General features: G+C 61.5%; 12 protein-coding genes. 7 read left to right on the top strand and 5 right to left on the bottom strand.

Going from position 1 to position 13916, the window contains the following annotated elements; all coding sequences use genetic code 11:
- Nucleotides 1-67 precede the first annotated feature (67 nt).
- The 4 genes from WC421_00620 to WC421_00635 all read left to right on the top strand — a co-directional run bounded on the left by WC421_00620 (nucleotide 68) and on the right by WC421_00635 (nucleotide 3839).
- Complete coding sequence (locus tag WC421_00620; protein ID MFA5160727.1) at nucleotides 68-1051, top strand: EFR1 family ferrodoxin; 984 nt, start codon at nucleotides 68-70, stop codon at nucleotides 1049-1051.
- Nucleotides 1052-1182: 131 nt separating this feature from the next.
- Nucleotides 1183-2229: an ABC transporter permease gene (locus WC421_00625; protein ID MFA5160728.1), complete on the top strand. Its 1047-nt coding sequence runs from the start codon at nucleotides 1183-1185 to the stop codon at nucleotides 2227-2229.
- On the top strand, nucleotides 2222-3157 hold the full coding sequence (locus WC421_00630; protein MFA5160729.1) for an ABC transporter permease: 936 nt from the start codon (nucleotides 2222-2224) through the stop codon (nucleotides 3155-3157). The genes WC421_00625 and WC421_00630 overlap by 8 nt, the downstream gene beginning before the upstream one ends.
- Nucleotides 3150-3839 (top strand): DedA family protein, encoded by a 690-nt coding sequence (locus WC421_00635; protein ID MFA5160730.1) that lies wholly within the window; start codon nucleotides 3150-3152, stop codon nucleotides 3837-3839. Before WC421_00630 ends, WC421_00635 begins: the two co-directional genes overlap by 8 nt.
- 158 nt (nucleotides 3840-3997) lie before the next feature.
- Here WC421_00635 and nagZ read toward each other — a convergent pair whose 3' ends face one another.
- On the bottom strand, nucleotides 3998-5524 hold the full coding sequence (gene nagZ / locus WC421_00640; protein ID MFA5160731.1) for a beta-N-acetylhexosaminidase: 1527 nt from the start codon (nucleotides 5522-5524) through the stop codon (nucleotides 3998-4000).
- A gap of 94 nt (nucleotides 5525-5618) precedes the next feature.
- On the opposite strand from nagZ, the gene WC421_00645 reads away from it, so the two are divergent.
- From WC421_00645 to WC421_00655, 3 genes are all read left to right on the top strand, one after another.
- Nucleotides 5619-5825, top strand: coding sequence for a cold-shock protein (locus WC421_00645; protein MFA5160732.1), 207 nt, complete (start codon nucleotides 5619-5621; stop codon nucleotides 5823-5825).
- Between the two features lie 201 nt (nucleotides 5826-6026).
- Nucleotides 6027-8120 carry a tetratricopeptide repeat protein gene (locus WC421_00650; GenBank protein ID MFA5160733.1) on the top strand — a complete coding sequence of 698 codons (2094 nt, stop codon included), beginning with the start codon at nucleotides 6027-6029 and terminating at the stop codon, nucleotides 8118-8120.
- Nucleotides 8121-8123: 3 nt separating this feature from the next.
- Nucleotides 8124-9509 (top strand): 8-oxoguanine deaminase, encoded by a 1386-nt coding sequence (locus WC421_00655; GenBank protein ID MFA5160734.1) that lies wholly within the window; start codon nucleotides 8124-8126, stop codon nucleotides 9507-9509.
- A gap of 73 nt (nucleotides 9510-9582) precedes the next feature.
- Here the strand turns inward: WC421_00655 and WC421_00660 are convergent, their stop codons facing one another.
- From WC421_00660 to gatB, 4 genes are read right to left on the bottom strand one after another with little or no spacing between them, the layout of a single operon-like run.
- Complete coding sequence (locus WC421_00660) at nucleotides 9583-10482, bottom strand: M23 family metallopeptidase (protein ID MFA5160735.1); 900 nt, start codon at nucleotides 10480-10482, stop codon at nucleotides 9583-9585.
- 4 nt (nucleotides 10483-10486) lie between these two features.
- The gene (locus WC421_00665) at nucleotides 10487-11614 is read right to left on the bottom strand and encodes a metallophosphoesterase (protein ID MFA5160736.1); all 1128 of its coding nucleotides are present in this window, start codon (nucleotides 11612-11614) and stop codon (nucleotides 10487-10489) included.
- A complete protein-coding gene (nadC, locus tag WC421_00670) occupies nucleotides 11598-12449 on the bottom strand; it encodes a carboxylating nicotinate-nucleotide diphosphorylase (protein ID MFA5160737.1) in 852 nt (283 codons plus the stop codon). Before nadC ends, WC421_00665 begins: the two co-directional genes overlap by 17 nt.
- A gap of 1 nt (nucleotide 12450) precedes the next feature.
- Nucleotides 12451-13899, bottom strand: a complete 1449-nt coding sequence (gatB, locus tag WC421_00675; protein ID MFA5160738.1) for an Asp-tRNA(Asn)/Glu-tRNA(Gln) amidotransferase subunit GatB — start codon at nucleotides 13897-13899, stop codon at nucleotides 12451-12453.
- Nucleotides 13900-13916 lie beyond the last annotated feature (17 nt).

Genomic DNA, 13916 nt, shown 5'->3' on the forward strand with positions numbered 1-13916 from the left:
ATAGGCTTTTATTTATGCAGACATCAATAATGTTCCCCCCGCCGCGGCGGGTATGGTATCATAGCGTATGTCGTCCGAAATCTGCATTCATGTATTCAGCGGCACGGGCAACACCATGCACGCGGCGCGGCGGATAGCGCGCGCATTCTCGGCAAAAAATATAATCGCGCCGATACTTGACATAGAAAAGGGCGGCAACTGCATGTCCGATGCGGCGCATGTGTTCATGTTCCCGGTATACGCCGGCTCCGTGCCGGAGATAATGTCGCGCCACATCGCGGGCCTGCCGCGCTGCGCCCGGACCAGGGCGGCTGTGGTGGCCACCATGGGCAGCCAGTCCCCCGGCAGGGAAGGCAACGAAGGCCGCGCGCTGGAGCAGGCCTGCGCGGAACTGGCGGCGCGCGGCTATCTGGTTTTTTTCACCGAGGCGATATCCTATCCGGGCAATATCACGTCGTTTCTCAATCCGCCGCCGCAGGACCTGTGCGACAAAATCACCGAGCGCGCCGATGAAAAAGCGGATGACGCCGCGCTGGCAATTGTATCGGGGGAAAGGCATTTCAGGACCAACGCCGCCCCGGCTTATGCCGCCGGCCTGGTCATGGGCGCGCTGTTTCTGCCGCTGGGGCGCAGGCTGATGGGCAAATGCTTTGCCGCTGACAATAACTGCAACGGCTGCGGCCATTGCGCCGGAAGCTGCCCCGCAGGAGCGATAACGTTGTCCGGCGGCAGGCCTGTCTGGAGATTCTCCTGCCAGGGCTGCCAGCGCTGCATAAACGACTGCCCGCAGCGGGCGATACAATTTTCGCTGCTGCGCGCCTTCGCGATGAATTTCGGCTGGCTGATTCCGTGGAGCCTTATTTTCGGGCTGGGGCTGGGATGGTTTTCCGGGTTTCTGTTCAACTTCGTTTTCTACGCGGTTACATTGCCGCTGGCCGACTCGGTTTTCCGCCGCTGCGATAAATTCCCGGCGCTGCGCCGGCTGCTGGCATCCAGCCTTTCGCAGGATTACCGCCGCTATACGATGAGAGAGCGCCCGGAGGCGAAATAGCCATGCTCCCGGATAAGATTTATGAGGCAAGAACACAAGATTTCGGTTTGCGGCGAAACAGCGCGTCCTCGCCGGGAACCTGCCTGCCCAAGCCCGCATAAGCCGCAAGCCATGCCCGGGAAGCAGGCCTGATGACCGCCTCCCGGAAAACGGCTTTATTGCGGCTGGCAAGCTCGGTTGCGGCGGTGGGGCTGGCTTTCGCCATAGGCGCCGCGCTTATGCTGGCTGTGGGGGTTGACCCGCTGGCGGTTTACGCGCGGCTGGCGCAGGGGACATTGCTAAACCCCTACGGCCTGGCGCAGATTTTATTCAAGGCAACTCCGCTGATTCTGGCGGGGCTGTCGGTTGCCCTTGCCTTCAAGGCGGGGTTGTTTAATATCGGCGCGGAAGGCCAGATGACGATGGGCGGCCTGTGCTGCGCGCTGGCGGCGTCGGAGCTGCGCGGGCTGCCGGCGGTTGTCCATATCCCCGTCTGCCTGCTGGCCGCCATGCTGGGCGGCGCGCTGTGGGCCGCGCCGCCCGCGCTGCTAAAGGCCCGGCGCGGCGCGCACGAGGTTATCACCACCATAATGATGAATTTCATCGCCGCCGCGCTGGCCAACTATCTGGTGGCGGTTAAATTCCACGAGCCGGAAACCGTGCATACCGCCGCCGGAATGCCGTCTTCCTTCCTGCCGCGGCTGGATGCGTTTATCGGCGCTTTCAAAGGCTCGCCCGCCAATGTGTCGCTTCTCATCGCGCTGACGGCCTGCGCCGCGGTCTGGTGGCTGCTGCGCAAAACCGCGTTCGGCTACGAGGTCCGCGCCGCCGGGCTTAGCCCGGACGCGGCGGCCACTGCGGGAATAAACGTCCCCGCGCGCATGGCCGGGGCTTTTGTGGCGGCGGGCGCGCTGGCCGGGTTGGGCGCGGCGAATTTCGTGATGGGCTACAAGCATTATTTTGAGGAAGGTTTCTGCGGCGGGGCGGGGTTTATGGGCATAGCGGTGGCGCTGGCCGGGCAGAACAACCCGGCGGGCATAGTGGCGGCGGCGCTGCTGTTTGGCGCATTGTCGCACGGGACGCTGGTCATAAACGCGCTGGTCCCGAAAGATATAGTGCTTGCCATCCAGGCGCTGGTGATTATTTTCGTCATAGCCTTTGACGGGCTGGCAAGACGGGCGGAGTTTTCCGATGACTGAAGGCGGATATATAGTGTTTGCCGCCGCGCTGCTGGCGCAGGCCATCAGGATTTCAGTGCCGTATGCCCTGGCGGCGGCGGGGGCGGCGGTGTCGGAAACCGCGGGCGTGGTCAATATCGCGCTGGAGGGCATCATGCTCACCGGCGCCTTCTGCGCCACGTTGGGGACCTATTACACCGGCAACCCGTGGATTGGCGCGCTGTGCGCGGCGGCGGGCGGGATTGCGGTCTCGCTGATACACGCTTTCGTCTCCATACACTGCCGGGCGAATCAGATAATATCCGGGCTGGCGGTGAACATGCTGGCGGTGGGAGCCACCAAATTTTTCCTCAAGCTGATATTCAACTCGTCCGCCAATTCGGCGCGGATAGCGGGGCTGCCGCAATGCGGGGCCGGCGTTCTGGGAAAAATCCCGGCGCTGGGCACGTTGCTGGCGGACCCGCTTATGCTGGCGGCGCCGCTGCTGATGTATGCGGCCTGGCATCTGGTCTACCGCACACCGCTGGGGCTGCGGATGCGCGCCGTTGGCGAGCATCCCGAATGCGCCGGGACGCTGGGCGTAAACGTGTATCTGACCCGCTATCTGGCGGTTCTGTTCTGCGGCGTGCTGGCCGCCATGGCGGGCGCGTGGCTGGCCTTTGACCAGCACCAGTTCAGCGACGGGATGAGCGGCGGGCGCGGCTATATCGCGCTGGCGGCCATGATTTTCGGCAAGTGGAACCCGCTGGGCGCGGCCTGCGCCGCCGCGTTTTTCGGCCTGGCGGAAACGGCGCAGATAAATCTCCAGACCGCGGGCGTGCATATTCCCGCGCAGTTCATACAAATGATACCCTACGTGCTGACCATAGCCGTGCTGGCCGGAGTGATAGGCAGGACCCGCCCGCCCGCCGCCGACGGCAAACCATACCCGGAGGACGAGCATGATTGACTCCCTTGTCGGACTGCTGCACACCGCCGTTGATATTTTTTTTCATCTTGACACGCATCTCAACACATGGGCCGGCTCGCTGGGGCAGTGGCTGTATGTGGTGTTTTTTCTGGTGATATTCTGCGAGACGGGGCTTGTGGTTACGCCTTTCCTGCCGGGGGATTCTTTTTTGTTCGCGATAGGCGCGCTGTCTGCCAGGGACGGCTCTCCCATCAACATAGGCTTTACCATGCTGCTGCTGTCGGTCGCGGCGGTGGCGGGCGACGCGGTGAATTACGCCATAGGCCGCTGGACGGGGCCGAAGGTTTTCAGCAGCGAGACTTCGCGCTGGCTCAACCGCGGGCATTTGCTGCGCGCGCATAATTTTTACGAGAAATACGGCGGCAAGACCATAATACTGGCGCGCTTTATCCCGATAATACGCACCTTCGCGCCTTTTGTCGCGGGAATCGGGACAATGGGCTACGGCAAGTTCGCGCTCTATAACGTTACGGGCGGAATCGCGTGGGTATGCGCGTTTTTATGGGCGGGAAACAAGTTTTCCAATCTGCCGGTGGTCAAGCACCATTTTCATTACGTGATAGCCGCCATCATCATAATATCGGTGATACCGGCTGTGGTGGAATACCTCAGGGAATCCGCCAGGCACAAAAAAGAGCTTGCCGCCGCCGGTTCCCGCTGAAGCTCAGCCAGGAAATTGCAGCTGGACAGCGGAATTCGCCGGCGGAGAGCGTGACATTCCTGTGCGGAATTGTTCGTGCGGGTATGCCCATCAAATTCCGCGCCGGACTGGCCGCGCCAGCCGCCGATGAATTCCGCAATCCAACTGCGATTTCCGGGCTAGTTATCTGCGAAGACTTTGGCGCAGACGGCGTCAAGCTGGCATTTCCTGAAGCCGTAGCCGGAGGCCACAAGCGTGCCGGGCAGCGCGAAGCGGCTGTCAAAGAAATCGCGCAGCAGAATGGCGATGCAGCGCTTGGAGCGCGACTGCGCCGCCTCGAACACCTTGCGCCAGCCGTCATGCAGACCCGCGTCCCAGACAAATATCACGGAGAGGTCCGCGCCTTCAATCTGCGCGATTGTCCTGGCCACGGCATTGTCGTCCGGGGCAAGCGGCACGCGGCACAGCTTGGGCCGGAAACCGCGCGCGCAGCTCTGGGACAGGAAATACCTGTCCAGGTCCGCGGCGCCGCGCTCCCACATCAGGGTTTCGGTCATGTCGGCAAAGCGCGGGTAAATGAAAACAGTTTTGCCGGTAAAATCGGCAAGCCGGACCGGAATCTCAAAATTGCCCGGATTGATTATGTCGGCGGCCCGGCCCGCGGCGCGCCTTGCCAGCTCGCCGCCTTCGGCCAGCGGGCCCGGCTGGCCGTCAAACCGCTTTTCGCGTTTGGCAAACAGCGCCTTTATGCGCTCCACCGATTTTTCCAGCTCGGCGCGCTTGAGGGAACCGTCCTCGTAAGCCTTCAGCAGCTCGTGATACGATTTGTTCTGCGCGTCGGTCGCATGGCAGACCAGCAGCAGGTCGTGCCCGGCCTTGTCGGCCTTGACTATGGCCGCCCCCGCGCCGCCGTAGTCCGCCAGCGCGCCCATCTCCAGGTCGTCGGAGACTATAACGCCTTTGTAGCCGTATTTCTCGCGCAGCAGCCCGTGGATTATCTTGCGCGAGAATGTGGCGGGCGCGTCCGGGTCTATATTGACATAAAGCGGATGCGAGGACATGATGCAGTCCACCCCCGCCTCCATGGCGGCCTCAAAGGGTTTGAGATGGAAATCCTCCATCTCCTTCATGGTGGAATGGATGACCGGCAGCTTTATATGCGCGTCCACCGTGGTGTGGCCTTTTCCGGGAAAATGCTTGGCCGTCGCGCTGAGGCCGAATGCCTGAGAGCCGGCGATGCGCTCTTTGATGAAAGAGGCCACCACCTCCGGCGACTTGGAATAGGAGCGCGAAAGTATGCCGGGGTTGTAATTTTCCGCTATGACGTCGCAAACCGGGGAGAAATTGACGTCCACGCCAAGCGCGCGCAATTCGCGCGCCTCTATTGTTCCGTGCTGGCGGGCGGCTTCCCTGTCCCCCATCAGGCCGAAGGTGTAATTGTCCGGAAAAACGGTTACCGCGTCCTCGCCGAAAAACACCACACGCCCGCCCTCGTGGTCCAGAGTTACCAGCAGTCTGCGCTCCAGCCTGCTTTCCAGAGTTGAAATCAATGTTTTTATCTGCTGCGGGGAGCGGTAATTGCGCCGGTAGAGTATAAGCCCGCGCGCGCCCGTCTCGTGATAGAGGGCCAGGGTGCGTTCGTCCACCTCGGGCCCGGATATTCCGAATACAAGTTTCCAGCCTATAAGTTCTTTTAATGCCGACATGCTGCCATAATACAAAATTATGTGCTATAATGGTTTTAGGGAGCGCAGTGCGGCTTCCTTGCAAAAGCTGTAGACACAAAGAGGAAATAAAGAAATGGCAAAAGGAAAAGTGAAGTGGTTCAACAATCAGAAGGGTTACGGCTTCATCACCCCTGAGGATGGCTCAAAAGATTTGTTTGTCCATTACTCAGCAATAACCGGCGACGGCTACAAGAGCCTCACCGAAGGTCAGGAAGTGGAGTTTGAAACCTCCGATTCCGACAAGGGCCCCAAAGCCATCAACGTCAGAAAAGCCGCTTAATCCGAAAAGCGAAACCGAAAGCCCCGGTTAGTGCCGGGGCTTTTTTTTGGAGTCTGCCGCAATAAATCCGGAAGTTGCGGCCTGACAGCGGAATCGGCGGCGGCTGGCGGGACATCCCGCCGGGACTGCAAGCCGTAAACCGCAAAGCCACAAGGCGAAAGCCGTGATTTTTGCCAAAAAGCTTATTCGGGAGCAAGTCCGATGATTCCCGCCGCGGAATTTGACGGGCATGCCCGTCCGGCATGCAGGGAAAATTCCGCGCAGGAATATTCCGCCGGTTGCCGCAGAATTCCGCTGTCCAACTGCAGGAAATGGATTAAAGCGAAAACCGCGCCTTTTCTGGCCGCCGCGCTGGCTATCGCGCTGTTCTGGCCCTCGCTGAAAGGCGGCTTCCTCGGCGGCGACGATATGCAGTATGTAACCGGCAACGCCGATGTCGTCGGCGCGGGATGGGGCGGCGTATTTTCGTCGTCCTCGCTGGGATATTACCATCCGCTGACGCCGCTTTCCTTCCGGCTGGAAAGGCTGGTTTTCGGCCTCAACCCCGCCGCCTATCACGCCACTAATATCGCGCTGCATGCCGCCAACTGCACGCTGCTGTATCGCTTTGTTCTCGCGCTTGAGGGCGGCGCGCCCGCCGCGCTGGCGGCCTCGCTGCTGTTTGCGGCGCATCCGCTGCGCGCCGAATCGGTGTGCTGGATTTCCGGCAGGAAGGACCTGCTCTGCTGTTTTTTCCTGCTGGCGATGCTGACGGTTTATATCGGATACGTCAAATCGCGGGATTGGCGGGGGCTGGCGGCCTCGTGCCTGCTTTTCGCGCTGGCCATGCTGTCAAAACCCACCGCGGCGGCGGCCCCCTTCGCGCTTGTGCTGGTTGACTGGCGGCTGCGGCGCGGCTGGGGGCGCGTGGTCTGGGCGGAAAAAATCCTGTTCCTGCTTGCGGGCGCGGCGATGTTTTCAATGTCATTTTTCATAGGCGGGTTTTTCCTGTCGGCAAGCGGCGCGGGGCTGCCTGTAATGGACAAGCTGGCGTTGTGCGGGCGGGGGTTGTGGTTTTATCTGGCAAAAACGTTGTGGCCCGCGCGGCTTTCGGTGCTGTACCCGCATTTCGCGCAGCCGGAACAGTTTGCCGCGAAATACCTGCCTCTGTCCGGTTTTGCGGCATTGCTGGCTGCCCCGGCATTATTGTGCCGCCGGAAGAATTGGGAAGCCGCCGCGCCGGAAAAAACGCCGCTGTGCGCGCCCGCGTTTTTCGGGCTGGGTTTTTTCGCGCTGCTGCTGCTGCCCGCGCTGCCTTTCCCGGACCTGTTCCCGGCGGACAGGTACACGTATATACCGGCGGCGGGGATATTCCTGCTGGCGGGCGCGGTATTCGCCCGGTTTTACGGCAAAGCGGCCATAACCTGCGCCGGCGCGGTTTTGCTGGCGTGCTGCTGGCTTTGCTCGGCGCGGGTGAATTTATGGCTGGACGGCATAGCCCTCTGCGACGATGCCATCGCCAAAATCGGCAATTCCGCGGACTCAACCGCCGTTCCCACGATGCTGGCCAACAGGGGCGCGGAGTATTTCACGCGCGGGCAGTACGCCAATGCGCTTGGGGATTTCACCAAAGCGATAGAGCTCAACCCCTCCTTTGATTATGTTTACGGCTATCGCGGCGCGGCCTGCAGCGCGACCGGCGATTATGCGCGGGCCGAGGCGGATTATACTATCGGCATAAAATCCCGGCCCCGGTATGCGGAAACCTATGTGAACCGGGGCAAGGTGCGCTACGCGCAAAAAAAATACGCCGCCGCCATGGAGGATTTTGCAAAAGCCCTTGAACTAAAGCCGCGTTACGGTTATGCTTATTACGCGCGCGCCTCCGTTCTGGCCGCGCTGGGGCGGCATGAACAGGCGCTGGAGGATGTTTCCAAAGCGCTGGAGCTGGAACCTTCCGCCGGGGCATGGCGTTTGCGCGCGGCGGCGGAGTTTGCGCTGGGCCGGTACCCGCAATCCGCCGGGGATTACGGAAAAGCCATCGCGCTGGAGCCTTCGGCGGAAGATTATCTTTCAAGAGGCTGCGCCGTGATGCGGACGGGCGGATTTGCCGCCGCCGAAGCCGACATGAACGAGGCGCTGCGCCTGAGGCCGGACTACGGTGAGGCTTATGTGAACCGCGGCATAGCGCGCGGCAACCTGGGCCGGCACGGCGAGGCGCTGGCGGATTTTGACAGGGCGCTTTCGCTAAACCCCGGCGACGCGGCGGCGCGCAACGGCAAAGCCGTGGCCGGAAAAATGCTGCGCGGGAGATGACTTATGAAACAGAAAACCCTGCTTGTAAAAAACGCGCTTAAAATCGCGGTGATGGACGGGGCCGGAACCGAAATCTCCGGCGGGGATATTTATATTGAAGGCCCGCGCATCGTTAAAACCGGCAAAAACCTGCGCGTGAAAGCCATGGAGACCGTTGACGCCCGCGGCTGCGTCGCCGTCCCGGGGCTGGTGAACACGCATCATCATCTCTACCAGACGCTCACCCGCAATCTGCCCGGCGCGCAGGACAGCAAGCTCTTTGACTGGCTGGTCTATCTCTACGAAATCTGGCGGCATATAGACGGGGAAAGCGTCCACGCCAGCGCGCGGGCCGGCCTTGCCGAACTGCTGCTTTCCGGCTGCACAACTTCAAGCGACCACCTGTACCTTTTCCCCGGCGGCGCAAGCGCAAACCTCATAGACGCGGAGATAGAGGCCGCCCGCGAGCTGGGAATCCGTTTCCATCCGTGCAGAGGCTCCATGTCGCGCGGCAAATCCGCCGGCGGGCTGCCGCCCGACGACGTGGTCCAGACCGAAGACGAGATTATGCGGGACTGCGAACGCCTCGTCAATAAATACCACGACAGGGGGCGTTTTGCCATGACGCGCATCGCGCTTGCGCCCTGCTCGCCTTTTTCAGTAACCCCGGAGCTTCTGAAACTCACCGCCCAGGCCGCCCGGAAATGGGATGTGCGCATGCACACCCATCTGGCCGAAACAAAAGATGAAAACGACTATTGCCTGAAAACCCTGGGAATGCGCCCGCTGGAATACATGCGCTCGTCCGGCTGGCTGGAGGACGGCAGAAGCTGGTTCGCGCACTGCGTGCACCTCAATCCCGCCGAATCGCGGCTTATGGCCAAAACCCGTGCCGGCGTGGCGCATTGCCCGTCGTCCAACATGCGGCTGGGTTCTGGCATCGCGCCGGTGAATATGTATCTGCGGCACGGCGTGGCGGTGTCGCTGGGGGTGGACGGCTCCGCCTCCAACGACTGCAACGACATGCCGGGCGAGGCCAGAAACGCCATGCTCTGCGCCCGCGTAAAAGACGGCGCCGGCGCGATGAGCGCGCGGCAGGCGCTGCGCCTTGCCACAATTGGCGGCGCGCGCGTGCTGGGCCGCGACGACATCGGCTCGCTGGAGCCGGGCATGGCCGCCGATATAGCGTTGTTTGATGTGAGCGGGCTGGATTTTGCCGGCGCGCAGAGCGACCCGGTGGCCGCGCTGATGTTCTGCGGCACAAGCCACAGGGCCAGGCATGTGATAGTAAACGGCAAAATCGCGGTCAAGGACGGCAGGCTGGCGAAACTGGACGAGCGCCGCATCGCCGCTGCGCAAAACAAAGCCGCCGCCAAACTCTACCGCAAAGCCGGACTTACCCCTGCATGAGCAATGTTTTATGCGGTTGGCCGCAGTCGCGGTTGCGGCAGGGAGCCATGCGCGCTCCGGGCGGAGGGACGGGTCAGCCTTTGCCAAGCCGCAGGTAGGGGTTTACCGGCCTGCCGCGCCTGTCGCGTATTTCAAAATGCAGATGGGGGCCGGTAGTGTAGCCGGTGTCTCCGACCAGGCCGATGAGGGTTTTGTCTTTTTTAACGCGCTCGCCGCAGGCGACTGAAATTCTGGAAAGATGTCCGTACCTGGTGGCCTCGCCGTTGTCGTGGGTTATTTCCACCATATTGCCGTAGCCGCCCTCCCAGCCGGCGAAAGAAACCGTGCCGGAGCGGGACGGGTACACCTTCGCCCCGTAGGGCTTGGGGAGGTCTATGCCCTGATGCTTTATCCGCCGGCGCAGCAGCGGATGCCGCCTGTAGCCAAAACCCGAGCTGATGCGCCACTGCCCGTTTATCGGGATATGGTAGCCGTCCACCGCCACGAAAACCCCGGGCAGAATCAGGTACTCGCCTTTTTCCAGATGATACGGTCCCAGCATAGCCGAGGGGGGCAGCCGGTTTTCGTCTATAATTTTACGTTTCAGCGCGGCCTTGTCCCCGCCTTTGCAGTAGCGCGCGACTATGGAATCCAGGTTTTCCTCCCTGGCGGATTCGTAGAGAAAACCTTTCTTGTTCATCACTCGGATATAACCGCCGGAGCGCATGACGACAAATTCATTCTGGTTGGTGGACTGGAGCGAGCGCACATCCGTGCCATATACGCGCGCTATGGAATTGATGCTGTCGCGCGGGGAGATTTTGTGTTTTCCCTGCACCAGGCAGTTCAATGCGCGGTAGGTCTCCGCCGAGGGCGACGGCGGGCCGGCCTGGGTCCATACCGAGTATCTGGCCCATTGCGGATAGAAAGAAGCCATATCCGCCGGAGTCCCCGCCCAGGAAGCCACCGCCGCCAGCAGAATCAGTTTATGCATCGGATTATTTTACAACAGCCGGGCGCAGCGTGAAAACAGGAATTTCGGACGTTGTAAGCAGCCGCATGGGCGGCCCCCACCAGCCCGCGCCGGAGGTTACATACAGCCAGCCCCCGCCGTTTTGGAACAGGCCGTAGATTTTTTTATAAGTGGTCCGCACGAACAGGTTGAACGGGAATATCTGCCCCGCATGGGTGTGGCCGGAAAGCATCAGCGACACGCCGTGCGCCGCGGCGATGTCAAAATCCAGCGGCTCATGCGACAGGTACACCGACGGCCTGGCGGGGTCCAGCTTCGCAAGCAGCTCCGCCACCTGCGCGGAGGAGACATGGCCCGCCCGCTTGTCGTCTATACCCGCGATTTGCAGGCCGCCCGGCAGCTCCGCTGCCGCGCCGCGCAGCAGCTTCACGCCGAAAGCCTCGTACATCAGTTGCGCCTGCGGTATGCCGTAATAAAACTCATGATTGCCGAACACCCCGTATTTGCCGGCGGGGAAATGCAGCAGTTCCGCCGCGCGGCGCAGCTTTTCCGGGTCGTGGAAGCCGGGGTCCACGAAATCGCCCGCGATTGCCAGCATGTCCGGTTTCACTGAGGAGAGTATGCGCAGCGTCTTTTCCAGCCGGGAAAACGGCACCGAACCGCCCAGGTGAATGTCGGCAAGTTCAGCTATGACAAAACCATCCAGCGCGGCGGGCAGGTTTTTCACCGGAATTTCAATGCGCCGCAGCACCGGCCCGCGCCAGGCGCAGAACACCGCAAATACCGACAGCGCCGCCACCGCGCCCAGCGTCAGCCGCCCGCCCCAGAACAGAATTTCCGCCCTGCCGGCGAAAAACCCGGCGGCAAACTCCGCCACTGTGCCGGCAAACGCCGCGCAGAACCAGATAAACAGGACGCCCATCCACGCATACGTCAACATCTCCACCGCTACGGTAAAGCCCCCGGGCCAGTGGCGCACGTAATACATCGCGCACGGCAGCAGCAGCGCCATGAGCAGAAACAGCAGCCGCGCCGTCCCCGGCGGCACGCACTCAAAATGGCGCACCAGCCACCACGCCACGAACAGATGCATGCCGATATATATGGCGTTAAGCGCCAGCAGCACGCCTATGATGTTAAGATAAAGCTTCATCGGTTATCTCAAGACTTATGTCCAGCGCGGGGGCGGAATGGGTGATTCTGCCCACCGATATCCTGTCGGTCCCGGCGCGCGCCAGCGCGCCCACGGTGTCCAAATTCACCCCGCCGGATATTTCCAGCTGCGGGCGGCGGGCGGGCGGCAGCGCGTGCACCAGCCGCACCGCTTTTTTTATTTCCGGCAGCGGCAGATTGTCCAGCAGTATTATGTCCGGCCCGATGGCAACGGCCTGGCGGACCTCGTCAAGCGACTGGGCCTCTATCTCTATGAATTCCACCCCGCGCCGGGAGCGAAGCTCCTCCACCGCGGCGGCCACCCGCTTCCAGCCGGCGGCGCGGATATGGTTGTCCTTTATAAGCGCGGCGTCGTAAAGCCCCATTCTGTGGCAGAAGCCGCCGCCGCATTTGACGGCGCGCTTTTCCAGCTCCCGCAGGCCGGGCGTGGTCTTGCGCGTGTCCAGTATGACGGCGGCGGTGCCCTCGGCGGCTTTTACAAAGCGCGAGGTGAGCGTAGCCACGCCGGAGAGATGCTGGAGAAAATTCAAAGCCACCCGCTCCGCCGTGAATATGGAGCGTCCGCCGCAAACCTCCAGTATCCGCGTTCCCGGCTTTACCGGGTCGCCGTCGCGCAGCAGCTTCGCGGCGGTGATTTTGCCGTCCAGCAGCGTGAAAGCCAGCGCCGCCGGCTCTATACCGCAGACTATGCCGCTTTCCTTGGCCACCGCGCAGGCGCGGTATTTCCCCCCCGCCGGCAGCAGCGCCTCCGTTGTAATGTCGCCGGAGCCGATGTCTTCCTGAAGAGCGAGTTTGACGAGTTGTTTGATGTCCATATCAGGCAAGCAGTTTCCTTATCATGGCGTTAAGCGCGGCGGGATTGGCCTTCCCGCCGGATTTTTTCATCACAAATCCCACCAGCGCGCCGGCGGCCTTTTCGTTGCCGGCCCTGAAATCCGCCGCCGCTTTCCCGTTGGCGGCTATGGCTTCCTTCGCCCAGGCTTCCAGTAGGGAAGCGTCGCTTACCTGGGAGAGGCCGGCGGCCTCTACAATCTCGCGCGGCGACTGGCCGGAGGAGTAGGCTTTTTCAAAAACTTCCTTGCCCATTTTGCCGGAGATTTTGCCGCTTTCCACCAGCGCCACCAGTTCCGCCAGCCGCTGCGGCGCAACGGGGGAATCGGAAACAGCCCGCTTGTCGGCGTTGAGCCGGCCCAGCAGGTCGTTTGTCAGCCAGTTGACCAGCGGCTTGGCCGGAATTTTTTCGGCCTTCATGGCGGTTTCAAAATAATCCGCCAGCGGCTTTTCCAGCGTCAGCACTCCGGCGTCGTAGTCGCTTACCGAATACTCGCGCGCAATTCTTTTCCGCCGGGCGTCCGGCAGTTCCGGCAGAGAGGCTTTAAGCCCCTCCACCAGTTCCCGCGAAGGCGACAGCGGCACCAGGTCCGGGTCCGGGAAATAGCGGTAGTCGTGCGCCTCCTCTTTGGAGCGCATGGGGAAGGTTTTGCCTTCCCTGTCGTCCCAGAGGCGGGTTTCCTGCGTTACTTTGCCGCCGCTTTTTATGAGGGCAATCTGCCGGTCTGTCTCATGGGCCAGAGAGTCTTTGACCGCCTTGAAGGAGTTGAGGTTTTTTATCTCCGCCTTTACGCCGAATTTCTCCTGCCCGCGCGGGCGGACGGAGACATTTACGTCGGCGCGCAGCTCGCCCTTTTCCATGTCGCAGTTGGAGATTCCGGCCCATTGAAGCGCAGCTTTCAGCGCGGTAAGATAGGCATACGCTTCGTCGGGGGAGCGCATGTCCGGCTCCGAGACTATCTCGGCAAGGGGCGCGCCGCAGCGGTTGAAATCAACCAGCGAATAATCCAGCTCCGCGCTGCCTATGGCGTGCAGCAGCTTGCCCGCATCCTCTTCCATGTGCAGGCGGGTGATGCCTATGGTTTTTTCGCCGATTGAAATACCGCCGCCGCTGGCAAGCGGCAGTTCGTACTGCGATATCTGATAACCCTTGGGCAGGTCCGGGTAGAAATAGTTTTTGCGGGCGAAGACGCAGCGCTCGTTGATTTTGCAGTTGAGGGCAAGCGCCGCCTTGATGGCCAGCTCCACCGCCTTCCGGTTGAGGACGGGCAGCGTCCCCGGCTGGGCCGTGCATACAGGGCAGATGGATGTGTTGGGCTTTGCGTCCGCCGCGCCCGAGAGGCAGGAGCAGAACAGCTTGCTTTCCGTGTTTAGCTGGACATGAATTTCCAGCCCGATTACGGTTTCAAATTCCGTGGTGGCATGTTCCGCCATAAAAAAATCCTCCGTAC

Source organism: Elusimicrobiales bacterium, assembly GCA_041651175.1.
Taxonomy (GTDB): domain Bacteria; phylum Elusimicrobiota; class Elusimicrobia; order Elusimicrobiales; family Elusimicrobiaceae; genus JAQTYB01.

Bases quoted from the DNA above. Each gene is read 5' to 3' on its own strand.
- WC421_00620 (MFA5160727.1), top strand. From the start codon at position 68: ATGTCGTCCGAAATCTGCATTCATGTATTCAGCGGCACGGGCAACACC.
- WC421_00625 (MFA5160728.1), top strand. From the start codon at position 1,183: ATGACCGCCTCCCGGAAAACGGCTTTATTGCGGCTGGCAAGCTCGGTT.
- WC421_00630 (MFA5160729.1), top strand. From the start codon at position 2,222: ATGACTGAAGGCGGATATATAGTGTTTGCCGCCGCGCTGCTGGCGCAG.
- WC421_00635 (MFA5160730.1), top strand. From the start codon at position 3,150: ATGATTGACTCCCTTGTCGGACTGCTGCACACCGCCGTTGATATTTTT.
- nagZ (MFA5160731.1), bottom strand. From the start codon at position 5,524: ATGTCGGCATTAAAAGAACTTATAGGCTGGAAACTTGTATTCGGAATA.
- WC421_00645 (MFA5160732.1), top strand. From the start codon at position 5,619: ATGGCAAAAGGAAAAGTGAAGTGGTTCAACAATCAGAAGGGTTACGGC.
- WC421_00650 (MFA5160733.1), top strand. From the start codon at position 6,027: ATGATTCCCGCCGCGGAATTTGACGGGCATGCCCGTCCGGCATGCAGG.
- WC421_00655 (MFA5160734.1), top strand. From the start codon at position 8,124: ATGAAACAGAAAACCCTGCTTGTAAAAAACGCGCTTAAAATCGCGGTG.
- WC421_00660 (MFA5160735.1), bottom strand. From the start codon at position 10,482: ATGCATAAACTGATTCTGCTGGCGGCGGTGGCTTCCTGGGCGGGGACT.
- WC421_00665 (MFA5160736.1), bottom strand. From the start codon at position 11,614: ATGAAGCTTTATCTTAACATCATAGGCGTGCTGCTGGCGCTTAACGCC.
- nadC (MFA5160737.1), bottom strand. From the start codon at position 12,449: ATGGACATCAAACAACTCGTCAAACTCGCTCTTCAGGAAGACATCGGC.
- gatB (MFA5160738.1), bottom strand. From the start codon at position 13,899: ATGGCGGAACATGCCACCACGGAATTTGAAACCGTAATCGGGCTGGAA.